Origin of the sequence: Nostoc sp. CCY0012, from assembly GCF_963920855.1 — a bacterium.
Classification (GTDB): domain Bacteria; phylum Cyanobacteriota; class Cyanobacteriia; order Cyanobacteriales; family Nostocaceae; genus Cyanocohniella.
The window spans coordinates 32,959-56,982 of record NZ_CAWUDM010000013.1 but is presented as its reverse complement, the minus strand read 5'-3'; the positions used below and the strand labels follow the sequence as shown (position 1 = coordinate 56,982).

General features: G+C 39.9%; 21 protein-coding genes. 12 read left to right on the top strand and 9 right to left on the bottom strand.

The features are described 5' to 3' along the window. The first annotated feature begins 1 nt into the window (after position 1). Genes ACM0OS_RS05430 through ACM0OS_RS05410 form a run of 5 tightly spaced genes read left to right on the top strand, consistent with a single transcriptional unit; the run spans position 2 to position 6,547 of the window. On the top strand, positions 2-2,335 hold the full coding sequence (locus tag ACM0OS_RS05430) for a hypothetical protein (protein WP_414542142.1): 2,334 nt from the start codon (positions 2-4) through the stop codon (positions 2,333-2,335). A 22-nt stretch (positions 2,336-2,357) separates the two neighbouring features. Next, positions 2,358-3,980, top strand: coding sequence for a DEAD/DEAH box helicase (locus tag ACM0OS_RS05425; RefSeq protein WP_414542141.1), 1,623 nt, complete (start codon positions 2,358-2,360; stop codon positions 3,978-3,980). After that, entirely contained in the window at positions 3,973-5,796 is a 1,824-nt protein-coding gene (locus ACM0OS_RS05420; protein WP_414542140.1) for an ATP-binding protein, read from the top strand. The genes ACM0OS_RS05425 and ACM0OS_RS05420 overlap by 8 nt, the downstream gene beginning before the upstream one ends. Before the next feature lie 15 nt (positions 5,797-5,811). Further along, positions 5,812-6,156, top strand: coding sequence for a hypothetical protein (locus tag ACM0OS_RS05415; RefSeq protein WP_414542139.1), 345 nt, complete (start codon positions 5,812-5,814; stop codon positions 6,154-6,156). After that, a complete protein-coding gene (locus tag ACM0OS_RS05410) occupies positions 6,149-6,547 on the top strand; it encodes a hypothetical protein (RefSeq protein ID WP_414542138.1) in 399 nt (132 codons plus the stop codon). Before ACM0OS_RS05415 ends, ACM0OS_RS05410 begins: the two co-directional genes overlap by 8 nt. A gap of 39 nt (positions 6,548-6,586) precedes the next feature. Here the strand turns inward: ACM0OS_RS05410 and ACM0OS_RS05405 are convergent, their stop codons facing one another. Continuing rightward, a complete protein-coding gene (locus ACM0OS_RS05405) occupies positions 6,587-6,862 on the bottom strand; it encodes a hypothetical protein (protein WP_414542137.1) in 276 nt (91 codons plus the stop codon). A gap of 186 nt (positions 6,863-7,048) precedes the next feature. Between ACM0OS_RS05405 and ACM0OS_RS05400 the strand changes: the two genes are divergently transcribed. Further along, the gene (locus tag ACM0OS_RS05400) at positions 7,049-8,197 is read left to right on the top strand and encodes a cysteine desulfurase family protein (protein ID WP_414542136.1); all 1,149 of its coding nucleotides are present in this window, start codon (positions 7,049-7,051) and stop codon (positions 8,195-8,197) included. A gap of 34 nt (positions 8,198-8,231) precedes the next feature. On the opposite strand, the gene ACM0OS_RS05395 is transcribed toward ACM0OS_RS05400, so the two are convergent. Both ACM0OS_RS05395 and ACM0OS_RS05390 read right to left on the bottom strand, forming a co-directional pair. Continuing rightward, the gene (locus tag ACM0OS_RS05395) at positions 8,232-8,834 is read right to left on the bottom strand and encodes a Uma2 family endonuclease (RefSeq protein ID WP_414542135.1); all 603 of its coding nucleotides are present in this window, start codon (positions 8,832-8,834) and stop codon (positions 8,232-8,234) included. Between the two features lie 328 nt (positions 8,835-9,162). After that, a complete protein-coding gene (locus ACM0OS_RS05390) occupies positions 9,163-10,281 on the bottom strand; it encodes a ferrochelatase (protein ID WP_414542134.1) in 1,119 nt (372 codons plus the stop codon). Positions 10,282-10,658: 377 nt separating this feature from the next. Between ACM0OS_RS05390 and ACM0OS_RS05385 the strand changes: the two genes are divergently transcribed. The 3 genes from ACM0OS_RS05385 to ACM0OS_RS05375 all read left to right on the top strand — a co-directional run bounded on the left by ACM0OS_RS05385 (position 10,659) and on the right by ACM0OS_RS05375 (position 14,458). Beyond that, positions 10,659-11,231 carry a hypothetical protein gene (locus ACM0OS_RS05385; protein WP_414542133.1) on the top strand — a complete coding sequence of 191 codons (573 nt, stop codon included), beginning with the start codon at positions 10,659-10,661 and terminating at the stop codon, positions 11,229-11,231. 131 nt (positions 11,232-11,362) lie between these two features. After that, a complete protein-coding gene (locus ACM0OS_RS05380; protein WP_414542132.1) occupies positions 11,363-12,631 on the top strand; it encodes an MFS transporter in 1,269 nt (422 codons plus the stop codon). 210 nt (positions 12,632-12,841) lie between these two features. After that, positions 12,842-14,458, top strand: coding sequence for a hydantoinase B/oxoprolinase family protein (locus ACM0OS_RS05375; protein ID WP_414542131.1), 1,617 nt, complete (start codon positions 12,842-12,844; stop codon positions 14,456-14,458). Between the two features lie 175 nt (positions 14,459-14,633). On the opposite strand, the gene ACM0OS_RS05370 is transcribed toward ACM0OS_RS05375, so the two are convergent. From ACM0OS_RS05370 to tnpA, 5 genes are all read right to left on the bottom strand, one after another. Next, entirely contained in the window at positions 14,634-15,944 is a 1,311-nt protein-coding gene (locus ACM0OS_RS05370; protein ID WP_414542130.1) for a CO2 hydration protein, read from the bottom strand. A gap of 40 nt (positions 15,945-15,984) precedes the next feature. After that, entirely contained in the window at positions 15,985-17,487 is a 1,503-nt protein-coding gene (locus ACM0OS_RS05365; RefSeq protein WP_414542129.1) for an NADH-quinone oxidoreductase subunit M, read from the bottom strand. A gap of 92 nt (positions 17,488-17,579) precedes the next feature. Next, complete coding sequence (locus tag ACM0OS_RS05360) at positions 17,580-19,445, bottom strand: NAD(P)H-quinone oxidoreductase subunit F (protein ID WP_414542128.1); 1,866 nt, start codon at positions 19,443-19,445, stop codon at positions 17,580-17,582. A gap of 344 nt (positions 19,446-19,789) precedes the next feature. Beyond that, complete coding sequence (locus ACM0OS_RS05355) at positions 19,790-20,377, bottom strand: HdeD family acid-resistance protein (RefSeq protein ID WP_414542127.1); 588 nt, start codon at positions 20,375-20,377, stop codon at positions 19,790-19,792. A 269-nt stretch (positions 20,378-20,646) separates the two neighbouring features. Next, on the bottom strand, positions 20,647-21,054 hold the full coding sequence (tnpA, locus tag ACM0OS_RS05350; RefSeq protein ID WP_414542126.1) for an IS200/IS605 family transposase: 408 nt from the start codon (positions 21,052-21,054) through the stop codon (positions 20,647-20,649). Positions 21,055-21,115: 61 nt separating this feature from the next. Between tnpA and ACM0OS_RS05345 the strand changes: the two genes are divergently transcribed. From ACM0OS_RS05345 to ACM0OS_RS05335, 3 genes are all read left to right on the top strand, one after another. After that, positions 21,116-22,321: an RNA-guided endonuclease InsQ/TnpB family protein gene (locus ACM0OS_RS05345; protein ID WP_414542125.1), complete on the top strand. Its 1,206-nt coding sequence runs from the start codon at positions 21,116-21,118 to the stop codon at positions 22,319-22,321. Positions 22,322-22,385: 64 nt separating this feature from the next. Further along, positions 22,386-23,033 carry a bifunctional 4-hydroxy-2-oxoglutarate aldolase/2-dehydro-3-deoxy-phosphogluconate aldolase gene (locus ACM0OS_RS05340; protein ID WP_414542124.1) on the top strand — a complete coding sequence of 216 codons (648 nt, stop codon included), beginning with the start codon at positions 22,386-22,388 and terminating at the stop codon, positions 23,031-23,033. An 89-nt stretch (positions 23,034-23,122) separates the two neighbouring features. After that, the gene (locus tag ACM0OS_RS05335) at positions 23,123-23,635 is read left to right on the top strand and encodes a L,D-transpeptidase (RefSeq protein ID WP_414542123.1); all 513 of its coding nucleotides are present in this window, start codon (positions 23,123-23,125) and stop codon (positions 23,633-23,635) included. Between the two features lie 85 nt (positions 23,636-23,720). On the opposite strand, the gene ACM0OS_RS05330 is transcribed toward ACM0OS_RS05335, so the two are convergent. Beyond that, a complete protein-coding gene (locus ACM0OS_RS05330; RefSeq protein ID WP_414542122.1) occupies positions 23,721-23,960 on the bottom strand; it encodes a helix-turn-helix transcriptional regulator in 240 nt (79 codons plus the stop codon). Between the last annotated feature and the right edge of the window lie 64 nt (positions 23,961-24,024).

The following is a 24,024-nucleotide window of genomic DNA, read 5'->3' as shown; positions in this document are numbered from 1 at the left end:
TATGACATTTAGTTTTGGAGTTCAAAAAGATCCAATTTACGGAACTTATGGTGAATTTACAATAGGTTCTGATAGTAATCGTGTTCGCGCTCAATTTTTACTTACAAAAATGAAACCGGGATCAGAAGGAAGTTGGGAAAACTCGCTTGCTTCTCAAATGGTGCCTTGGCGAGAGATATTTAACATAGAAGAATTAACTTTTGATGAACTTTTACAACGAGATTTAGATGATTCTCGTGTTGCTCACGATCTGATTCCTTACTTACTCGGAGAAAGTGGCGCATTTGCTAGATTTTTTCCTCCAATTCTTGCAGTTTTAGTTCCAAATAAGCCAGAAAGATCAGGAATATTACCTTACTACCCTACGCCTGAAAATCAAACTAATACTTCAATCAGTTTCGGCAATTTGTTTGATTTTAAAAAAGCTGAAATTGCTGGTCAAATTAGTCCTCTTGGGTCAATTGAATATAATCGTCAAAAAACTGCCTTTATCATTGTTGATGGACAACATCGAGCAATGGCTCTTTTAGCATTACATCGCCAAATTAATGATAGTTGGGCAGGTAATCGTTATGCAGCATATTATAACCATCTTTCTTTAACAGAAAATCAAGTCAAGAATATTGAATTACCAATTTGTATTGTATTTTTCCCTGATCTACATGAAGGTCATCAAGAATATAAAGACCGAGGTATTGACCTCAAAACCGTTTGTCGTGAAATATTTTTGGTCGTTAACAAAACTGCTAAACGAGTTAGTCAATCAAGAGAACTTCTCTTAGATGATGAAGATTTTGCAGCCAGAATGATGCGAGAGACATTATCTAAGCTCAAAGGTCGAGGTGAAGAAATTGCTTCCTTAGCCCGTATTTATTCCTTTGCTTTTGGTGACTCTGTTTCTGAAGCACAAAATCGCAAAGCAGAAGTCGTTGCAGGTCAACTTGAATATAGTTCTGCTGTAACCTTACATAAAATGCACGCTGCTGTTGCTTTTGGAGTTCCCGCAGCCTTCAATTTAGAACAGCCTCAAGACATTACTGATGGTAGAAGGGTTTTAAACTCAGAACGTCCCGCTTCAATTTTAATTGGGACTTCTTTGCAAAAATGGGCTACTCTTTCTCGTCGATCTGGTAAATATCATCCGCCTCATGAAGTTCAAGAAGCTGTTCAATATTTAGCAGGAATAACTGATGAAGTAATAATTACTCTATTTGATAAGTTCCGTCCTTTTGCTATTCATAACAATGAAATGAGAGCATTACGCACTCGTTTACAAGATCCAGCTTTAAGAGGAGATCCTATTCAAGCTAAATGTTACAGCTTACTTTTTGAAGGAAGTGGAGTAAGAACTGTATTTGAAGAACATATTAATCGTTTAAAAGACAGAAAAGCTAGTTTAGAAGAGGAAAAAAAGACAATAGGAGATTATATACTTAATCAACTAAATGATGCACAATCAACATCAAATGCGGTTAATCGCTATGAAGAAGAAATTAAAAAAAGAAGGGCTGCTAAACTCTTTAATATTGACCATGATAAATTTTTTACATTAGAAGATAATACAAATGATCAAAAAGAGCTACTGAATCGGGCAAAATGGATTTATGACACTATTTCAACTCAAGCTTTTCAACTTGGATATTTAATGGCTATTCATTCTGTTGTTGAACTCTTTATGCGGCCTGATAGTCCCTATAAAGAACGATTAGAAACAGTAAAATTTATCTGCAATTTATATATTGCATCCCTTAATAAATATTTTTCTAGTAATGCTGATACTGAGCATAGAACATTGACAGGTTTTATCAAAGAATCTAGAATAAAAGTTTTTGATCCTAACGAATTAGGTTTGCGAGGACTTTTAACACAAAGTGTCAAAGAACTTAATGAAACTCAATGGATTTTCTTCCGTTACTCTATTTTAGAAATAGTTCACAGCAAATATGGCTATGAAGCACTTCTAGGTATTTTAGAAACTCAGGAAAACATATCTTTATCTCAAAGATACATAGAAGTATTGCCAGAATTAATAAATAGTTTTCTAAAATTACGAGAAGGATATATTCAAAAAGCTGTTGATTCAGGACTCAAATCAAAAGAATTTAATCAGGAAATTTTGTTGCTTAAAGAAAGATTAAAAGGTGCAGGAAAATCCGAAACTGAGGTTGATGAACAAGCAGCACAAAAAATAAATGATACAGAAAAAGAAATTAGAGATAAGTGCAAGGAAAATATTTCAGCAAGTTTAGGTGAATTTGCTAAAGCTGATAAACTTATAAGCCGTATTTCTAATAAGTTATCTGTAGACGACATTGGTTCAGAATCCCCACAATAATAAAGAACTATAGAGGATTAAATTGAATTTCAATGACTTGCTATCAAAAGCCAATGAAGAAACACTACAGCAATTATTAGGTAGTGCAACCTTTCATCTGCTCAAACTCCTAGAACCTAATTTAGTTCATTCTAGTAAACTCAGAGAAATTCTCTTAACCCTTCATACCCCAGAAGAATTACTATTATCAAAAGAAAAACGAGATTTAATTTTTGATTTAATTACGCCAGAACAAGCGAAAATTCTCGCGGTTGTACTAGAAGCACCTGAAAATAAAGACCCTTATCAAGCATTAAAAAAAATTAAAATAAGTGGAAATTCAGAAGGTAAAAAATATCTGTTTAACTTCTTTGAAATACAACTTAAACCCAGAAACGAAAGTACAATTGAAACTCCTACAGTTATTGAAAATACTCCCAAATATCCTTTATTTGCACACCAACGCAAAGCAGCTAAAAAAGTAAAAAACTATCTGAGTCAAGAACCTCGCCGTGTGCTTCTTCATCTTCCCACTGGTGCAGGTAAAACCCGTACTGCAATGAATATTATTGCAGACCACCTAAGAAACAATGAACCGACTTTAGTAATTTGGCTAGCCTATAGTGAAGAACTATGCGAACAAGCAGTTACAGAATTTCAAAAAGCCTGGGACAGTTTAGGGAATCGCACCCTTTCAACTTACCGCTTCTGGGGCAACCATGAGTTAGACCTAACACAAGCGCAAGATGGCTTAGTAGTAGCAGGATTAGCCAAAGTCTACAACGCCGCTAAAAAGAGTATCCGCTTTATTAATCAACTGGGTGTGCGTTGTTCATTAGTCATTATCGACGAAGCCCATCAAGCAGTAGCCGAAACCTATAAACTCGTCTTAGATTCCCTTGTCGTCCCCTACGAAAAAACCGCCTTACTAGGACTAACCGCCACACCTGGACGCACTTGGGCGGATATTAACACCGATGCACAATTAGCTAAATTCTTCGCCCACCAAAAAGTTACCTTAGAAATCGAGGGTTATGACAACCCCATTGATTATCTCGTAGATCAACAATACCTAGCACAAGTTAACTATCGCTCATTATTTTACGAAACCGGCATTGAACTCACACCCCAAGACCTCAAGCGCATTCATACAGACTTAGACATTCCCGCCTATATCCTCAATCGGTTAGCAGCAGACGAACAACGCAACCTCCGCATCATCTTAGAACTAGAAGCCCTCGCCCCACATCATCAACGCATCATCGTCTTTAATACCTCCGTGGAACACGCCAAACTCATCGCTTCCATTTTGCGTTTACGAGGCTTGAATGCTGATGCTGTAACAGGGGAAACCCCCAAATCGGAACGAGAAAGACTGATTCACAGCTTTAAAGACCAACAAACCCAAACCAAGATTTTATGTAACTACGGCGTATTAACCACTGGTTTCGACGCACCTAAAACCAGTGCTGCTGTTATCGCCCGTCCTACCAAATCCCTTGTTCTCTACAGCCAAATGGTAGGACGCGCCATCAGAGGAATCAAAGCTGGGGGTAATGCTACAGCCGAAATAGTCACCGTTGTCGATAGTCAACTCCCTGGTTTTGGTTCAGTTACATCAGCCTTCCACAATTGGGAAGACGTTTGGAGGAAAACCCATGAATAACGCCCACGATATTGTTCCCACACACCTCGCAGTCCAAGCCATGCGCGATAACGGTTATAAAAACGCCGCCTATGCTTTAGCCGAATTAATGGATAATGCCATTCAAGCCGGTGCATCGCAAGTAGAGTTACTTTGTGGGGAAAGGAAAGAACAGGGGGAAGTGAGGAGGCGATCGCGCATTGACCAAATCGCCGTGTTAGATAATGGTTGTGGGATGGATGCGAATGTGTTACGTCTCGCCCTGCAATTTGGTAATGGTACTCATTTAGATGAAGACAAACACACCGGAATAGGTCGTTTTGGAATGGGTTTACCCTCGTCTTCTATTTCTCAATGTCAGAGAGTTGATGTGTGGTCATGGCAAAATAGCATAGAAAATGCACTGCATAGTTACCTAGATTTAGATGAAATCAAAACTCGGCGGATAACCGAAGTACCAGAACCGACACCTCAACCAATTCCCACAACTTGGAGAAACATCGGTCATAAATTTGGTGACAGTGGCACATTAGTAGTATGGTCAAAAATCGACCGTTGTATGTGGCGAACTGGCAAAGCAATTATTGATAATTCTGAATTTGTGATTGGGAGAATGTACCGCAAGTTTATTAATAGCGGTACAGTCAAAATCCGTATGGTAGCCTTTGATTTAGATGCTTTATATAGCCTGATTTTAGAAAAATATGCCCTACCCAATGACCCCGGTTATCTAATAGAAAAAACCTCCTGTCCTCAACCTTATGATCATCAAGCAATGTTCCGCCTCTGGGAAGGAGATACATCTTATGAATACATTCATAAAATTAATTTTAAAGACAAAGAACATGATGTCAAAGTGTGTTTCTCCTACGCCAAAGAAGAAGCGCGTCAAGCTGAACCAGGAAAAAATCCCGGTAGCTTACCACATGGACAACACGCCGCCAAAAATTTGGGAGTTTCCGTTGTGCGTGCGGGACGAGAATTAGAATTAGATCAAAATCTAGTCAATAATTACGACCCTACAGAACGTTGGTGGGGAATTGAAGTAGAATTTCCACCATCTCTTGATGATATTTTTGGAGTTACAAATAACAAACAATCAGCCCGTAATTTTGGCGAAATTTTACAACTCGATATTGAATCTTTATTAGAGGAAAGTAAAACTGTTGCTCAACTTAAAGAAGAATTACTTCAAGATGAAGATCCAAAACTGCCTCTATTGGAATTAGCCCATAAAATCAGCAGTCAACTAAGTTTAATTCGTCGCTTAATTAAAAACCAAACAAAAGGTACTCGTAGTAACCCTGAAAAACGCCATGACCCTTATAAACCTGAAAAAGTAGCAACAACTGTAACTAAAGAACGTAAATTACAAGGTTATAAAGGTCAAAGTGATGCAGATGAACAATTACCTAAAGCAGAACGCAAACAAGTTATCAAAGAAACTTTAAAAGAAGACGGAGTAACTGAAACTAAAGCCGAATTATTAGCCGCCACAACAGTAGATGACGGTTTAAAGTATACTTTTGTCGAATCTCCACTTGATACACCTGCTTTCTTCTCCGTTAAACCCAGAGGCGGAGCGATTATTGTGACTCTAAATACCAATCATCCAGCTTATAAAAATTTAGTTGAAATCTTAGAAGAAGATGTTGATAAAGCCGATATAGATACCTTACGTTCTCGCTTAGTTAACTCTTTAGATGGGTTAAAATTACTCCTAATGGCATGGGCAAGATATGAAGATGAACAGCCCGATGGTAAATTTAAAGATAATGCTCAAGATACCCGCATTGATTGGGGAAGAGTCGCTAGGAGGTTTTTAGAGAATGAATAGCGAAGTGATAAAATAATGTCTAATGAACTACAAGATGACCCGTTTTTTACAGAACTCTGTCAAGAATACACATCCTCAGAAATTGCAGAAATCGAAAAATACTTAACAGAGTGGGATAAAGCAAGTTATATCAGCGTTTCCAATAACATTTTAGATCATGCCGCCAGAAAAGAAATTGACCCATTAAAATTACTCCGTAAAGCACATAATTTTAACAAAAAAGGAGCAATAAGAGTACCAAAAACAGGGTATCGTCAAGATAGTTCAGCCGTTTATCGTAAAGGAAATGAATATTTAATTGTGCGTCCAGATAAATTTGGAACTGAAAAAATAGTCACTTATGGAGTGAACGATGACTAATACTACTCTGACTAATCAAAATCCTGAACTAACTAAAAATTATATCATTCAACTGTTAGATAAGTTAACAATTGACTACCAAAATAGTAAATCAGAACGTCAGGCGATCGCTCATCAATTACCTGTATCAGAAACGGAATTTACATTATTAGAAGAAATTGAACTATTAACTACAGATATTCGAGGTTATGCTAGTCAAATTAAAGCTAAAGGATATATAGAGAATACACAACAAGCAATTGAACAACTCAAACAAAAACGAGTGTTTGATGTTCCTAGTATTTCCCAGTTGTATTTGCATAATTCTCATGAATACGAGAATATCAAATCATACCTAAGAATGTTAGATTATTTACGATTACTAATTTTAGAATATTTAACTTTTCAGTAAAAGTGATTAAATTAAGAATTTGGATACACCCATTTGTATCTAAGAGATAGGCCATTGAATCTCCTCCCTATTCTCAAAGGGAAGCTGTTCTGGTCGTTCAAGGGGTTCACCTTCCCGACTACCTATGACATTTTCTAAAAACCCATGAGAATACCCTAATTCTTGGGGTGTTTTGGCTGTAGTCTCTGAGGTTTCTGGGATTACAGGCTGGAAGACAATTACTACATCTAATTCTTGGTTAGCACTCTCAGGTGGAAGCTGGATTTGCAAAATTCCATCATTACCGATATGTGTTCTAATCTTGATACTTTCCATAACCTGACTCGCTAACTAGAACCCGATACCCCCATAATATCAAAATCATACTTTATTAGCTTTAAGTCTTCAGTAAAAGTGATTAAATCTCACGCAGAGGCGCAGAGACGCAGAGAGTTAAGAGAGTTGTTATGATAATTCTCTGCGTTCCTTAGCGTTTCCTTAGCGTTCCTCCGCGTTAAAAAAATGACCAACATAATCTACCTCGATTACCACTCAACTACACCCGTTGACCCCAGAGTAGCCGAGAAAGTCATGTACTATATGACTACCGCCTTTGGTAATGCTAATAGTGTAGATCATAGTTATGGAGACGAAGCAGCAAAAGCACTTAAACAAGCACGTCAACAAATAGCAGAATTAATTAACGCTTCCCCCAAAGAAATTATTTTTACATCTGGTGCAACAGAAAGCATTAACTTAGCAATTCAAGGACATATTTCTCAACAAAATACCCCCGCCAAAATCATTGTTTCCCCAGTGGAACACAAAGCCGTTTTAGATACCTGCAAAGCATTAGCTAAAAAAGGACTAGCGAAAATTATTTGGTTAAAAGTCAATCAACAAGCACAGATTGATTTAGAACATCTCGAAAAAGTCTGTGCTGATGGTGCTGCTTTAATTTGTGTGATGGCGGCTAACAACGAAGTAGGGACAATTTACCCCATAGAAAAAATTGGCGCGATCGCCTCCTCCCAAAATATCCCTTTTTTATGCGATGCTTCCCAAGCAGTCGGGAAAATTCCCTTCAACTTTCAGGACTGGGGAATTACCTATCTAGCTATTTCTGGACATAAATTCTACGCACCCAAAGGCGTTGGTGCTTTGGTAGTGAAAAAAAATCATCATCTCCTACCGATAATTTATGGTGGTGGACATGAACAGGGACTTAGATCCGGTACACTCAACGTCCCCGGAATCGCTGGTTTAGGGGAAGCTTGCAGATTGAGAGGGTTGGAAATGGAAAAGGATGAAAGTGCGATCGCCCAACTGCGAGATACACTGCAAAACCTACTACAATCAAACATCCCTGACTTAGTGGTGAATGGAGACTTAAACAACCGCTTATCAGGTAACTTACATATTTCCATCCCAAATATTCCTAATAGTGCCATTATTGCTAGAATCCGCCACCAATTAGCTATTTCTACGGGTGCTGCTTGTTCATCAGGCGTTGTTGCCCCATCTCACGTTTTACAATCTATGAATCTTTCAGAAAATATGATTGAGGGAGCGTTAAGAATTGGTGTTGGTAAATTTACAACCAAAGCCGAAATAGAAAGGACATCTTCTCTGATAATTAGTGCAGTTAATGACATTCAGCAAATGCTTTAAAATAATTTTGTATAAATTAGTAATAGCAATAATTTCAACTCCAAACCTCGGTTAAATCCAACACAAACCCAGGTAAAACATCTTCCCCTGATAAACTGACAGGATGATCTAAAACTTCCACATCTCTACCTGGACGATAAATTTCCACTCGTTGATTTTGTCGGTCAATCAACCAACCTAAACAAGCGCCATTTTCTATATATTCTCTCATCTTGGCTTGCAACTTTTCTAGAGAGTCCTTTTTAGAACGTAGTTCCAGTACAAAATCAGGACAAATAGGCGCAAAAGTTTCCTGCTGTTCTAAAGTGAGAGCATTCCATCTTTCTTGACGTACCCAGGCTGCATCAGGAGAGCGATTAGCACCATTGGGAAGATGAAAACCTGTTGAAGAGTTAAAAGCTTGACCCAGTTTACTCTGACGATTCCACAGCCACAATTGCCCTTCCATATCTAGGTTTTTATTGCCAGTATCGCTTCCGGTCGGTGGCATAATAATTAACTCACCCGTAGCACTTCGTTCTAATTGTAAGTCTCGGTTAACGAGTGCCAAATCCACAAATTGCTCGTGGGAAACTTTCAGGATGAGCGTGTTGGGGATATTGACAGCAATGGCTGGAAATAAGTCAGTTTGTGTCATCAGTCCGTCCTGAAACTAATACTTGTGAAGACGGTTGTACCCAAATCTTCTAGTTACTTTCAGGTTAGCAACTAAACTTATAGGACTTACGCAACTGGCATATTATTTTAAGTTTGTAGTGAGGACTTTAGTCCTCTCTGCGAGACGCTCCGCGGTAAGCGCAGCTATGCCCGCAGGGCTTGACAAGATAAGGGCTGTTCGCGCAGCGTTCCCGTAGGGTAGCCCTTACTACAAGCAAAAATTTTTATTTTTTGTGACACTTGCGTAAGTCCTGATTTAAACCAAGGGGATAATAAAGTAATTTATTTATCCCCCTGGAATCTGTCAACTAATCATGGTGATGGTGATGGTGATTTCCCGCCAACTGGGGATTAACCGCCATAGCTTCCTGATTCATTAACTCACCAATGTGAGCATTTGCCCATTCAGCAGCCATCTCCAGAAATTCTGGATTATCGTTGACACAGGCCATCTGGACATAATTCACATCGGGATGCTTTTTCGCCAAGCCATGAATGATGTGGTGGACATCTAATAGAGTTTCGTGGTTTTCTGTGGCAAAGCCAATGGGCATAAAGACGATAGCTTTTGCACCCAATTGAATCAAATTATTAGCAGCTTGCTCGGCATTTGGTAGCGTCCATTCAATTAAAGGTGTGTCGTGGTTCAGCCAACCCACCGAAATTAAGGGATAACGGTTAATTAATTTATCGCGTACCAAATCGTATAGCGTTTGACTTTCGATAATTCCCGATGTGAATCCCTTGGCTTTGTGGGGACAGCCATGATTCATGAGGACAATGCCGATTTGAGAAGGGAGGTAATTTGCACGTAAGTCGGCGGTTATTTTTTCCTCAACTAAATTAGCCATCAAATTGATGTAAGCTGGCTCGTTGTAGAAAGAAGGAATATAACGCAGTCCTTTTACCCAATGTTCCTCTCCACCTGCCATCTCGGCTAAAGCGTTATTAACTTGCTCAACGGCAATCCCACTAGTAAAGATAGAATCAACAACTAACAAGGGATAAATGAGGATTTTGTCAAAGCCTTGATTTTGAATTTCTGCCAGAACTTGGTGCGGTAAATGGGGAGCGCAGAAGTTGAAAGCCTTGAATACTTGGATAGTATCGCCCCACTTGGCTTGTAAATTCTTTTCGATACCAGCGCGTTGCTGTTCAAAGATGGCGTTGTGTGGGGAAATAAAATCATGATGGGTGTGTCCCCATTCATGGCGGTCAAATAAAGCCAAAAGCTTTGCTAAAGGGGGATAAATCCAGGTTGGTACTGGTGCAAATTTTGCCGTCAGTAGATTTAATGCTTGTTCGTTATAGTTAGCAAAGTCTTCGTAGCTTTCGACTTCACCATAGCCCATGAGTAAGACAGCTACTCGGTTTTGACTCGGTAATTGCTCATGGATGTGTTGCTGTTTTTCTGGCGTGGCAACCACAATTAGTCCCTCAATATAAATCTATATAAACCAGAGTTAAGAGCAAAACGAGCTAGGTTATAGCTCCATTATTTCCCTGATTAGTAAAATATTATCCCATCCCCCTGGAAGGGATAACTACAAAATTAACAACAATATATCAAAAGACATACTAGGGTTATTACCAGATACTGAGTATTGGAAAATATTTTTTTTAGTACTCTGTATCTATTGCCTGATTTGTGTGATCAGGAAATTTTCATATATCCTAGAAGCAAGGGTGAGTAATTGAGTGCATTTTGGTTGGCACTTCATTTACTTTTAATTACTGAGAGATAAGTATGATTAAATACAAGTTTTTGTATAAATAACTGCCAAATTGTGAGTACCTAAGAAGAATGAGTATCATCATTTGCCCGGGAATTCATGAACCAGACTTAACTGAAAGCTTTATTTTGGAGTGCTTAGATCCATCCTTTGATAGTTTAAAGCGGCAAAACCAAGGCAAAGTACTGATTTATCCGGGTCACAGTTTATTAGCCTTATCATCACTTCACATTGTGCAGTTTTTAGGCGATCGCCTACAGCATGAGTTAAAATCGCCAGTGATATTTCTTAGCTTCAGTGCTGGCGTAGTCGGAGCAATAGGCGCGGCGTGTGCCTGGCAACTGTTAGGCGGTAATGTCAAAGCGTTTATTGCCATAGATGGTTGGGGAGTACCACTTTCAGGAAACTTTCCTATCCATCGCATGAGTCATGATTATTTCACTCATTGGAGTTCTTCCTTACTAGGTGGTGGGCATAATAATTTTTACGCAGAACCACCAGTAGACCATTTATCCATGTGGCGATCGCCCCAAAAAGTAAAAGGTTGCTGGGTAGACTCATCTGTTGAGGTTTCTGCTTCACCAGTGCGCCTGACTGCAAGTGAATTTTTGCATATTCTGGTAACCCGCTATGAAGAAAATTAGTCCGGAAAACAGAATTAATCAGTAGGTAGTAGGTAGTAAGGTGCAGGAGGAAGATATGAAAGCACCATCTTTTTTCCTCATTCCCATCCCCATTGCCCCTGATCACCAGTCCCCAATCCCCAAGTATCTAAATGTTTCCCACTGAACCGGCTGCTATCAATAACGGGTTTAACTCACTACTAAAAAATCGTGGTTTTATGCTCCTGTGGATTGGGCAGTTGTGTTCCCAGTTGGGAGATAAAGTCTTTTTCGTCTTAATGGTGGGACTGCTAGAAAACTACCCAGCACCCGCTGGGTTAGCTCAAAACTCCATGTACTCGACTTTGATGCTGGCTTTTACATTACCAGCGATTTTGTTCGGTTCTGCGGGGGGTATTTTTGTAGATCGTTTTTCTAAAAAGCTGGTTTTAACTGGCTCTAATTACATTCAAACGGTATTAATGCTGTTCATAGCATTTTTGCCCAGGGACTTTTTCATGTTATTGGTGCTGACTTTTGGTATTTCCACCTTGGCCCAGTTTTTCACTCCGGCTCAACAGGCGGCTATCCCCGTTTTAGTCCGACGAGAGAATTTTATGGCAGCCAATGCGGTGTACAGCAGTACCATGATGGGCGCATTAATTGTGGGTTTTGCCATTGGAGAACCAATATTAAGTCTCTCCAAAACTTGGCTAGGATCAGAATATGGCCAAGAACTAGTAGTTGGTGGACTATACCTGTTGTCGGGATTGGCTGTACAACCAATTAACTTTGGCAATGAAAACAAATTCCCTGGTGATGAACAGCGCGCGGTAATTCATCCTTGGGCTGACTTTAAATCAGGCTTAAATTATCTCACCAAAAATCGGCTGGTATTAAATGCCATGCTGCAACTCACCACTTTATATTGTGTGTTTGCATCTTTAATGGTGCTGACCATTAGATTAGCCGCCGATTTTGGGTTGAAAGAAAAACAATTTGGCTTCTTTTTAGCAGCAGCTGGTGTGGGTATGGTATTAGGTGCAGCAATTTTGGGTCACTGGGGTGATAAATTTCATCACAAGCCCCTACCTTTGATTGGCTTCTTGATTATGTCTTTAGTGTTAGGGGTGTTCACTTTTACCCATAATCTAGGGCTGGCTTTAGGACTATCGGCATTTTTGGGTGTAGGTGCGGCGCTAATTGGCGTACCCATGCAGACTTTAATTCAACAGCACACACCCCCCACTATGCACGGTAAGGTTTTTGGCTTTCAAAATCATGTCGTCAATATTGCTTTATCTGTACCATTAGCTATCACTGGCCCATTAACTGATTTTTTGGGCTTACGCGTTGTTTTAGTCGGCATGAGTATAGTAGTTGCAGGTGTGGGTATTTGGACATGGAAAAACACCAGGCGAGTCCTACAAGATGTGATTTAGAAGCTGGTGAAGAGAACTGTGACAATAGACCAAGCCCATGTATTGATGCCAAAAAAGTTTCATCTATTGGCAAATTTGTTAATGTATTTTTGTGATTGGCAAAGCGATCGCCTACATTAATCGGTATATTTGGGGGAGGTTCTTGATTATCAATAATAAAAGTTCGCACTAACTCATATTTCTATTCTGCAACGCCAAAATGTTTAACTAATGCACACCACATCTCAACCCGACCCCGTTCGCTTAGAAATATTCAAAAACCTCTACCAATTCATTGCCGAACAAATGGGGATAGTTCTGCAAAACACCGCCGCATCAGTAAATATTAAAGAACGCCTAGATTTTTCCTGCGCTATTTTTGATACTTCTGGATTATTAGTTGCCAACGCTCCCCACATTCCCGTACATTTAGGCTCAATGAGTGAAAGTGTTCGCAGTCTAATTAACGATAAAGGCGACACCATCCAACCAGGAAACGTATATCTATCAAATAATCCTTATAACGGCGGAACCCACCTCCCCGACGTTACCGCTATTACCCCCGTCTTCCTAGAAAACACCCCTACTCCAAATTCCCGTACCCTTCGGGAAGCTACGCTAACGACTACGCTCACGGCAAGCCCACGCCCTACTCCCTTCTTTTATGTGGCTTCTCGTGGACACCAAGCCGATATCGGTGGTATTACACCCGGTTCCATGCCTCCCCACAGCACTACAGTAGAAGAGGAAGGCATTTTATTTGATAATTTTCTCTTAGTTGAACAGGGGATTTTTCAAGAAACTCAATTACGAAATGTCCTGCTAAATCATCCTTATCCGGTGCGTAATCCTGACCAAAATATTGCTGATTTTAAAGCTCAAATTGCTGCCAATAAAAGAGGAGTACAAGAACTCCGTAAAATGGTAGCCCAATATGGATTAGAAACAGTCCAAGCTTATATGCAATTTGTTCAAGCCAATGCTGAAGAGTCAGTTAGACGAGCGATAAATCTGCTTAAGGATGGCTCATTTACTTATGAAATGGATAATGGGGCAAAAATTCAAGTTAAAGTCACAATCAACAAAGAAAATCGTAGTGCTATTATTGATTTTACTGGCACATCTGGACAATTAAATAGCAACTTTAATGCTCCCAAGGCTGTAACTCAAGCAGCTGTTTTATATGTTTTTCGGACTTTGGTTGATGATAATATTCCCTTGAATGCTGGATGTCTGAACCCATTAGAAATTATTGTACCTGTGGGCTGTATGCTGAACCCAACTTATCCAGCCGCAGTGGTAGCAGGTAACGTGGAAACTTCCCAAACCATTGTCGATGCTTTATATGGTGCTTTGGGTATTATGGCTGGTTCGCAGGGAACCATGAATAATTTTACTTTTGGGAATCAACGTTATCAATATTACGAAACTATCTGCGGTGGTTCTGGTGCCGGGGCTGACTTTGATGGTACTGATGCTGTGCATACCCACATGACTAATTCTCTGTTAACTGATCCAGAAGTTTTAGAAACCCGTTATCCTGTTTTGGTGGAAAGTTTTAATCTGCGTCCTGAGAGTGGAGGTAAAGGTAAATATAGCGGTGGTAATGGAGTTATCCGCCGCATCAAGTTTTTAGAACCGATGACAGCAAATATTCTCTCTAGTCATCGGGTGGTTCCGCCTTTTGGGTTAAATGGAGGGGAATCAGGACAGGTAGGACGCAATGAGGTACAACGTCAAGACGGAACCCAAGAAGAATTAAATAGTACTGCAACTGTAGAGATGCAACCAGGGGATGTGTTTGTGATTGCAACTCCAGGGGGGGGAGGATTTGGTGCAGCTTCTTAAGGAGTCGCGCAAAAATAACTTGAACACTTTTAATTGGAAAGTAAGGCTCACAGCCTACTCCAGATTAAATTTGTACAACTTATTTTTACATGATGCCTAAGTTTGTAGTGAGGACTTTAGTCCTCTCTATCTCCTAAGGGCTTGACAAAAAAGGGCTTAAGCCCTTACTACAAACTTATCGATAATCTTGTCTTTGAATATCACGTAAACGGGCAGCATCCCGCATATTATATTCAGAACGAGTAAAACGATTTAACTGTGCTTCAAAAAAGTCTCTATTAGCTTGTAAATGTTCAGGGTTGGGGTCATCTAAAGGATGATGTAGTGCAGTCCTTAATGCTTGAATTACCGCAGAGGTGACATTATACATTGAGCGTTGGAAACTAATTCCCAACTGAATTAATGTGTCTTCTTCGCCGCGACAATGTTTTTTATAGTAATCAACAAGATATTCTGGTAAGAAGTGCAACATATCTTGCATCAGCAATGTCGGGGGAATACCCGCAGTCCCGACGGGAAACACATCTGCATAGAGAATGCCATAGTGGAAGTCTTTTTGGTCTGTTGGCACTTGATTGGCTTGGGCGTTGTATGATTTTGTCCCCCGGAATGGTGATGTCCGATAAAACACAGCTTCTACATAAGGTAATGCAGCTTCATACAGCCAAACAAAACCTTTTGATTTCGGAATTATTTCGTAGCATTCACCACGAATATATACATGATGATAAATTGGCCGATTGGCAACTGCAAAAATGCCATTGACGAGAAAATTCATCGCTTCCGGGACAGTAGTAATTTTCCCTTCGTCATACAAATCTGACATTTCAAAAAAGACAGGTGCCATGACTTCCCAAAATAGCCCCAAATTAGCGTAGTAAGACATTTGGCGGCACTGTTCGAGAAACATATCTGGGAACAGTTTGTAAAGCCCCAACATCACTGGGTTCCCTTGAAAATAAGCTTTGATGGCTTTATCGGCGTTGGCTTGATATTCTTCGCTGTCTAAGTAAGGGTCAAATTTTCCACCCATGCCTCTATGCCAAAACATTGCCCGCATACAAGCTTCGGCAAATTCCATGTTGATGCGGTCATGGAATAAGTGATGTAATATTTTGGGCATTTTTAAGGTTTCACCCTTTTCCATAAATGCCAGGAGTTCGGGATGGGCTATGGCTTCACCACGCCAAACTCTCAACTCGGCATCATCACCCGCATAATGATTGTGCCTTTCTAAATACTCTTGGGGTAGGAAGTATTTAAATAAGGGCAAGGGATTTAAAAATACTCGTTCGGCAATATACAACAAGTTACGCCAATAGAAATCCATCGGTACAGCGTAAGCTTTATATATACCAATAATTTGCATTAAATTTTCTGGCGTATCTGGCAACATGGAACCGCCAGCTTCTAGCCGATGAATTACATCAGCAAATTCATGTTGAGAAGAAGGTAATTTAGTAGGTTTTTCTGGGGTTTGTACCATTGCGATCGCCTCTCAAATCTGGTTGACTAAATAATGTGAATTACTTCAGCGCTACTTGAGCAACTACGGTTTTTTCTGTGGCGGGAATCGTCGCTATCATTGCTGTAGTTGTGGTTTCACTCCAACGCACTAACCAATTAGGTTGGATGCCCAAAAAGATAATCAGAAATGCCAAGACTATAGCAGGGATTTTTTCAGACCAGAAAACTTTCGGGTAGTAAGCTAAGTTACTGTCCAACTTGCCAAAACAGGTGCGGTTGAGGAGGATGACGAAATATACGGCTGTTAAGCCGCTAGAGGCGACACATAACAATGTTGGCAAGGGGAAAACCGAGAAGCTACCTTGAAACACAATAAATTCTGCCACAAAGCCCGTTAAACCGGGAATCCCGGCGCTAGCCATCCCACTGAGAACCAGTAAGGCACTGATAAAAGGTAAACCACGAATCGGACTCATTAAACCATTGAGTTTAGCTAATTCGCGTGTGCCTACTTTGGTTTCTATTATCCCTACTAAATGGAAGAGAATTGCCAGAATCAAACCGTGGCTAAACATTTGAGCCACTGCACCCACCAACGCTAAAGATGTACTAGAGGCACTAGCCAGCAACACGTAACCCATGTGACCGATAGAACTATATGCTACCATGCGCTTGATGTCTGTTTGGGCGATCGCAATGACTGCCCCATAAATTGCACTTATCGCCCCCCAAATAGCTAAGGTTGGTGCAACTACACTCCAAGCTTGAGGGAACATCCCCATACCAAACCGCAACAGTCCATAAGTTCCCAACTTTGCCAACACGCCACCCAACAAAATGGCAATGGGGGCGGAAGCTTCAACATAAGCATCAGGTAGCCAAGTATGGAAGGGAACCAAGGGAATTTTAATGCCAAAGCCTAAGATAATTCCTGCTAACAGAACCAATTGCAACCCGGCGGATAGGGTTTGTGTAGATACGGCATCAAAAGCAAAACTAGTAGAACCTGTGAGGAATACCATGCTTAAGAAGGTTGCCAAAATTAAAGCACCGGAAACGGCAGTGTAAATTAAGAATTTGATGCCGGCATAGGCTCTTTTTTCTCCTCCCCAAATAGAAATTAATAAATAAAAGGGAATTAATTCTAGTTCGTAAAATAAGAAAAATAACAGCAGGTTTTCCGCTAAAAATGCGCCAGCAACGCCACCACTAATTAATAAAATTAGGGAATAAAAAAGCCGGGGACGTTCAGTTGCTTTGTCACTGGTATAAATTGCAATCCAAGTAAGTAAGCTATTAAGAAGCAACATCAAAATTGATAAGCCATCAACACCTAGTTGATAACTCAAACCTAAGGTTTCGTTCCAAGGCAAATATTCTTGAAATTGCATCCCTGCATTGCTGATATCGAATTTCAGCAAAATAAATAAATTCCAGAGTAAAACTATGCCGGCGATGGTTAAAGATACTAAACGAATGCGGCTGGCGGGAACGAGTTTACCGGGTACAAAACCGATGATTATCGCGCTGATGATTGGTATCCAAATGAGAACACTCAACATATAAATCTGCTTTGGTGTATGAGTTTATTAGTTTGGGTGGGGAGTAGGGAGTAGGGAGTGGGGAGTGGAAAAACTCTTGTGTGTTTTGATTTTTAGAACTTAAACATCAAATCTAAAAACTGTATTCCCCAGAATGGCCAAGTTATCCAGGCACATAAAACGCCTACTCCTAAAAGTACAGTGAAAGCATAAAATTGGGTTTGTCCAGTGTTACTGTATTTCAAACCTTCGCCACCTAACAATGAAAATAAACCCACAAAATTTACAATGCCATCAACTACAAAGCGGTCAATCATATCAGCAAACTTGGAAAGTTGGACAACGCTGAAAATAATGGTCATACGATAAAGCTTGGGGGTGTAAAAGTCGTATGCCAACAAATCTTGTAAGGGTTTCCAAGGTAGGCGTATGGGCTTGGGAATATTGCCTAAGTAAATGACACCGCTAATACTGCAACCAAAAATACTTGACCAAATCAGTAATAAGGCTGCATCTTTATTTAAATTAGCCCAATCTGGTAATAACAATAAGCTTTGTAACACCAAAGGCAAATGCAACACCAAGCCAAATAAAATCATCATCGGTACAATCATCGGCCAATGAACTTCAGGCGATCGCTCACTCATTTGTTTAGTTTTTCCACCGAAAATTAAGCCAAATTCTCTGACTAAACTTACGGCTGTTAAGGTGTTGACGGTAATAATAATTACTACTAACCAAGGGTAAGTAGCCCACAGTCCATCAACTAATTTGAGTAAAGCCCAAAAGCTACCTAAGGGGGGAAAGCCAATTAATCCCAATGTGCCGACGATAAAGGCTAACCCAGATATGGGGCGACGTGTCCATAAGCCGCCCAGTTGAGTTACATCTTGAGTAATGCTATTCCAGATAATACCGCCGCTACTCATGACTAATAATGCCGATGCTAAAGCATGAGTGAGTACCAACAATAAAGCTGCATCGTCTTGTTGTGTGCCTACAGCAATAAACACTAAGCCCATGTAAGCACTTACAGAATAAGATAAACAGCGCTTCATATCAACCTGGGCGATCGCAATTAAAGATCCACCTATAGCCGTCACTGCACCAATGGCGACAATAAATGATGAAACTACAGGCGATAAAGTTAATACAGGTTGCAGCTTAATTAATACCCATGCACCACTAGCAACTACTACTGAGTTCCGCAAAATTGTACTGGGAACAGGGCCTTCCATTGCTTCATCTAACCACAAATGCAAAGGAAATTGAGCGCATTTACCCATCGGCCCAGCAACTAAGGCTAAACCTACTAATGTAATTATTGTCTGATCAACTTGAGTATTAGCGGCCCATACAGCTAACTCTGTGTAATCCCACGTTCCTGATAAAGTCCATAATCCCAAGACTCCCATCAGTAAGAATAAGTCACCTACTCGTTTGGTTAAGAAAGCATCTCTAGCACCAGTGACTACCAACGGCTGACTAAACCATAAACCTACTAATAAATAAGTTCCTAACGTCAGGATTTCCAAAATTACATAGCTGAAAAACAGATTATTGCATAATGCTAAAGCACATAATCCCGCTTCAAATAATCCCAATAAAGAATAGAAACGCCCCCAACCCCAATCCATTTCCATGTAACCAATGGCATAGATTTGTGCTAACAAATTCAAGCCAGTGATAATTACCATTGCACCCACACTAATGGCAGAAATTTCTATTGCAATGGTGAGGTTTAAACCTGCGGTAGATAACCAAGGTATAAATATTTCTTGGGCTGGTTGATTCCAAGTCAAGGGAAAAGTCAAAACACTGTGAACTAGTGCCAGAAATGTCATGATTAAATTGACATAACCTGCTGGTCTGGGCCCTGTTTTACGAATGACGCCCGGTGACCAAGGAATCGCCAAAAGTCCACCTATTAAGGCATAACAAGGAACCAGCCAAACAGTCTCTAGGAGAAACTGAGCCATGAAATTAACCTCTGGATTGGGAGCAAAAATTAGCTATCTGGGAGCAAATGTAAAACTTCCAGTTAGCTAATTATTTGAGATTGCAGAAATTTATTTTTGTTTAAAATTATTTTTAGCTTAACGTTATATTTCCCAAAAAGGAATTGATTAACAAAATAAATCGATGATGTCTAGTCTAATTAATACTTATCTAAGAGAGTTCTAATTTTAATCATAGATTATGCTCTATGGTTTAAGCATAGATTTAACTGATACAAGTCATTTAATTTTATCTATAGATATGGCAATAGGTTTTACACAAGAATCCTACTCTCTACTTAAGTACCCTTAATCCAAAATGGTCATCACCTACGGTGGGCGCTGACGCCATTGCTTCCCCATGTACGTAAGCGAAAGGCCAGAATCAACAACAATATACCAAAAATAATGGCGTAGGCAGCAATAATCCACAAAATTGCTAATGCCCCAGCCACAGGCCAAATAAGTAGCAATACACCGAACAGTACCGACGCAATACCAGCTATAGCTAACAGCCACTCATTCTCAATTTCTTTGCGTATCTGAATAGCGGCTATGATTTCTAAAACGCCAGTAACGATCGCCCACGCTGCAATTAGGTAAAGTAAGACTAATGCAGTGATACCAGGCCAGACAAAAGCCAGTACTCCAATAGCAATGCCGATGGCACCTTCTAGCAACAACAGCCAACTGTGGGCATGATTTAGACCATCTTTAAAGGCAGCGATCGCCAACAGTACACCACTAATTAATACAAATGCACCAAACACAAGTACTAGTGCTGTGAGGGTAATTTCTGGCCAGAATAGTGCTATTAAACCAAAAATAATGGCAAATATTCCCCGTAATGCAACTGTCCACCAATTTTTAGCTAGGCGGCTTCCCATTCTCAAGGGGTCAATGTTTTGTCTCATGGTTTGAGTTGGTTATTGATGTTAAATAATTACCAATTGCTCCGGTTTTATACTGATAAAATTTCGACTCAAGCTAAATTCAGATTAAGAATCTCCAACTCTAATTCCATCTAGCTAAGGTTGCATGATGCTAGATGTGTTGATATCCCCCAAGAAATAGTGAGATAGTTCGTAACTCTTCTATCTTAATGGAGCAAGAGGACTCCCGTTACAGACGCAAGACTTAACGGGAGATGAATTGCGACCAAGATAAAATTGGCAAGCGCGAATCATTGTTTTGGTTGTTCTTGGTTCTCAACGTAATTCTTTAATTGTTCAACCGTAACACCCCCACAACTAGCCACAAAATACGCACCAGTCCAAAAATGAGGCTTGTTGTAGAAGTAATTTTTAGCCAACCAAGGAAACTCTTTACGAATTAATCTACTGCTCACTGTTTTAATATTTCCAATCAGTGTTGAGAGTGGTTTGTCTGGTTTGTAGTCAATTAATAAATGTACATGGTCTGCTTCACCATTGAACTCTAACAACTCACAGTCCCATTTTTTTAGGGTGTCTGTGATTATTTCTTTTAGCCTGTTTAGTATTTCTGTATTAATAGCTTTTCTGCGGTACTTTACAACTAAGATGATATGAGCGTTAAGTCTGTAAACAGACCTAAAACCATGATTATACATATATTGACAAGAAATAGCGATAAGTAATATATTACCATAATTGTTTCTCAATATCGTATTGATGTTGGATGTCCTAAAGGTCAGAATTTATCCCAACAAAGAGCAAGAAATATCCTTAGGCAAAAGCTTTGGATGTTCTCGCTTTGTTTGGAATTTCTACCTCAATAAAACTAATACTCAATACGAAGAAACGGGTAAAGGAATGACTTACTGCCAGATGGCTAAAGACCTTACCCAATTGAAGAAACTAACTAATTATGAATGGCTACAAGAACCAACTGCTGCTGTTCTACAACAGTCACTCAAGAATTTGGAATCTGCGTTTACAAACTTTTTCTCTAAACGTACTGGATTCCCAAAATTCAAAAATAAGCACTCTAAACAGTCAATCCGATTCCCTGAAAGTTGTTCAATTAAAGATGGTGGATTAAAACTACCTAAGCTTGGCATTGTTAAAGCTAGTCTTTCAAAAAATATTAATAGCAAGATTAAATCTGTAACTCTTTCTAAGACAAGCACAGATAAATATTTTGCTGCAATCTTATTTGAGACAAAAGATTTAACAACCAATAAACAAGGTAAGATATCAGGAATTGACCTTGGGTTGACCAGTTTGATAACTGTGTTTGATGGTGAAACCTGTTATAAGGTTGACCCAATCAAACCCACGAGAAAATATGCCAAACGACTGCGAATTAGACAAAAAAATTTATCTCGCAAAGTTAAAGGATCTAACAATAGGCGTAAAGCAGTTAAAGTAGTTGCTAGGGTTCACGAAAAAATATCTAATACAAGACAAGATTTTCTCCATAAACTCTCACGAAAGTTATGTGATGACAACCAAGTCATAGTAGCTGAAAACCTTTGCGTTAAGGGATTAGCTCGTACCAGGTTAGCCAAGTCAATACATGATGCTGGTTTTGGTATGCTGCTTAATTTCATCAGCTACAAACTGGAAAGAGGTGGAGGAAAATTTGTTCAAGTTGACAGATTCTTTCCCAGTTCAAAGCTTTGTTCGTGTTGCGGTCATAAAAATGATTTTCTGAATTTAAGCATCCGTGAGTGGATTTGTCCGAGTTGTCAAATACCCCATGACAGAGATGAAAATGCTTCACGGAACTTGAGGTCAGAGGGGATAAGAATACTGTCAACAAATACTGCGGGACACGCAGAAATCCAAGCTTGTGGAGAAGCAGTAAGACTCGTTGGTACTTGTGCCAAAAAGCGTGTTTCTGAGAAGCAAGAATCTTCCGCTACATTGCGTTAGCAATTAGCGGGGGAGTGTCAATCTGTGTGGGATAAATCTGCTTTTGGTTTTAAGTCCGAGTAAAATGCCTAATCAAGTTTGGTTATCACAGTTGCAAAAACACCGAGCGATCGCAGTGATTCGCGCCTCAAAGATGAAGTTGGCTCAACAAATGGCTATGTCTGTGGCTGCTGGGGGAATGCAGCTGATTGAAATTACCTGGAATAGCGATGGTGCTGGGGAATTAATTTCTCAATTACGTGCAGAGTTACCAGGTTGTCTCATTGGTACGGGTACGCTGTTTAATGTGCAGCAGTTACAAGATGCCATCGCTTGTGGGGCCCAGTTCCTCTTTACTCCCCATGTGGATATTGCCATGATTCAAGCCGCAGTTGCTCAAGATGTACCCATTATCCCTGGCGCGTTGACTCCCACAGAAATTGTCACAGCTTGGCATCATGGTGCTAGCTGTGTGAAGGTGTTTCCTGTGCAAGCGGTAGGAGGAGCTAACTATATTAAAAGTTTACAAGGGCCACTAGGTGATATTCCCTTGATTCCTACTGGGGGTGTCACCTTAGAAAATGCCCACCAATTTATTCAAGCCGGGGCGATCGCAGTGGGTTTGAGTGGTCAATTATTTCCCCAAGGGCTGGTAACACAAGGAAATTGGCAGGCGATCGCGTGGCAAGCCAATCAACTCATCCAAGAGTTAAATAACTTGCAAATAAAATGATACAAAATCCGCACTTAGGAAAAATTTAGGCTAAAAAGTATACATACAAAGCAGAAGATTTTCTGAAATTTCATCATTTGAGTGTATCTATGAACAGCCTAATTACTTCTGACTGGGTGCGTCACTTAAAAATAAGTTTCGTTGGTACAGCATTATCCTTGAGTGTGATTGGTGCTACTGCCAATGAAACTTGGGCAACTCCTCAAAACCAAACAATTAAACAAACCATCCAGACACTAGAAAAATCTGATCAACGCTGGATTCAAGTTAATCTCTCAACTCAACGCTTAATAGCTTGGGAAGGAGGAAAACCTGTATATGCGGTGATTATTTCTTCCGGTAAAAAATCTACCCCAACCCGTGTTGGTACGTTTAAGATTCAATCTAAGCACAAATCTACCAGAATGCGGGGCAGAAACTATGATGTTCCCAACGTCCCCCATGCGATGTTTTACCAGGGCAATTATGGTATTCATGGAGCCTACTGGCATAAAAAATTTGGTACCCCAGTCAGCCAAGGCTGCGTCAATGTTGCCCCTAACCATGCTAAGTGGCTATTCGATTGGGCATCCCTAGGGACGCAAGTTGTCATTCATAAGTAGGGATTTGGGGGCAGAGGGGAGAACCCCATACATAAATTTAGTTGCTCAAAACCCTATTGGCAGGGGAACTTAGAATCTTTCCCCCCTACTCCCTTACCTTACTAGCGTTTTCAATATCTCTAATAGCCATAGTCAACTCCTCAAAACTACAACGAAGAAGTTGACATAAAGATTCCCATTGAGCATAAGTTAACTTTGGGTCAACATGACGCCGTTCCCAATTACTTACTGTCTGATCAGTAACCCCTAGTGCTTCTGCTACCTGTCTTTGGGTTAGGTTGTATCTTTGCCTCAAATGCGAGAACCAATTTGTGGATCTATCCATTCAACAAATATACTACAAAGGTTTTATACAAAAAATGTTGACTTAACTCAACATTTTTTGTAGT

What these genes read in the sequence shown, in the direction of transcription:
- ACM0OS_RS05355 (WP_414542127.1), bottom strand. Translation starts at nt 20,377, where the DNA reads ATGAGACAAAACATTGACCCCTTGAGAATGGGAAGCCGCCTAGCTAAA.
- ACM0OS_RS05360 (WP_414542128.1), bottom strand. Translation starts at nt 19,445, where the DNA reads ATGGCTCAGTTTCTCCTAGAGACTGTTTGGCTGGTTCCTTGTTATGCC.
- ACM0OS_RS05410 (WP_414542138.1), top strand. Translation starts at nt 6,149, where the DNA reads ATGACTAATACTACTCTGACTAATCAAAATCCTGAACTAACTAAAAAT.
- ACM0OS_RS05345 (WP_414542125.1), top strand. Translation starts at nt 21,116, where the DNA reads ATGTTGGATGTCCTAAAGGTCAGAATTTATCCCAACAAAGAGCAAGAA.
- ACM0OS_RS05405 (WP_414542137.1), bottom strand. Translation starts at nt 6,862, where the DNA reads ATGGAAAGTATCAAGATTAGAACACATATCGGTAATGATGGAATTTTG.
- ACM0OS_RS05395 (WP_414542135.1), bottom strand. Translation starts at nt 8,834, where the DNA reads ATGACACAAACTGACTTATTTCCAGCCATTGCTGTCAATATCCCCAAC.
- ACM0OS_RS05365 (WP_414542129.1), bottom strand. Translation starts at nt 17,487, where the DNA reads ATGTTGAGTGTTCTCATTTGGATACCAATCATCAGCGCGATAATCATC.
- ACM0OS_RS05430 (WP_414542142.1), top strand. Translation starts at nt 2, where the DNA reads ATGACATTTAGTTTTGGAGTTCAAAAAGATCCAATTTACGGAACTTAT.
- ACM0OS_RS05415 (WP_414542139.1), top strand. Translation starts at nt 5,812, where the DNA reads ATGTCTAATGAACTACAAGATGACCCGTTTTTTACAGAACTCTGTCAA.
- ACM0OS_RS05375 (WP_414542131.1), top strand. Translation starts at nt 12,842, where the DNA reads ATGCACACCACATCTCAACCCGACCCCGTTCGCTTAGAAATATTCAAA.
- tnpA (WP_414542126.1), bottom strand. Translation starts at nt 21,054, where the DNA reads ATGTATAATCATGGTTTTAGGTCTGTTTACAGACTTAACGCTCATATC.
- ACM0OS_RS05330 (WP_414542122.1), bottom strand. Translation starts at nt 23,960, where the DNA reads ATGGATAGATCCACAAATTGGTTCTCGCATTTGAGGCAAAGATACAAC.
- ACM0OS_RS05335 (WP_414542123.1), top strand. Translation starts at nt 23,123, where the DNA reads ATGAACAGCCTAATTACTTCTGACTGGGTGCGTCACTTAAAAATAAGT.
- ACM0OS_RS05370 (WP_414542130.1), bottom strand. Translation starts at nt 15,944, where the DNA reads ATGGTACAAACCCCAGAAAAACCTACTAAATTACCTTCTTCTCAACAT.
- ACM0OS_RS05400 (WP_414542136.1), top strand. Translation starts at nt 7,049, where the DNA reads ATGACCAACATAATCTACCTCGATTACCACTCAACTACACCCGTTGAC.
- ACM0OS_RS05420 (WP_414542140.1), top strand. Translation starts at nt 3,973, where the DNA reads ATGAATAACGCCCACGATATTGTTCCCACACACCTCGCAGTCCAAGCC.
- ACM0OS_RS05340 (WP_414542124.1), top strand. Translation starts at nt 22,386, where the DNA reads ATGCCTAATCAAGTTTGGTTATCACAGTTGCAAAAACACCGAGCGATC.
- ACM0OS_RS05385 (WP_414542133.1), top strand. Translation starts at nt 10,659, where the DNA reads ATGAGTATCATCATTTGCCCGGGAATTCATGAACCAGACTTAACTGAA.
- ACM0OS_RS05380 (WP_414542132.1), top strand. Translation starts at nt 11,363, where the DNA reads ATGTTTCCCACTGAACCGGCTGCTATCAATAACGGGTTTAACTCACTA.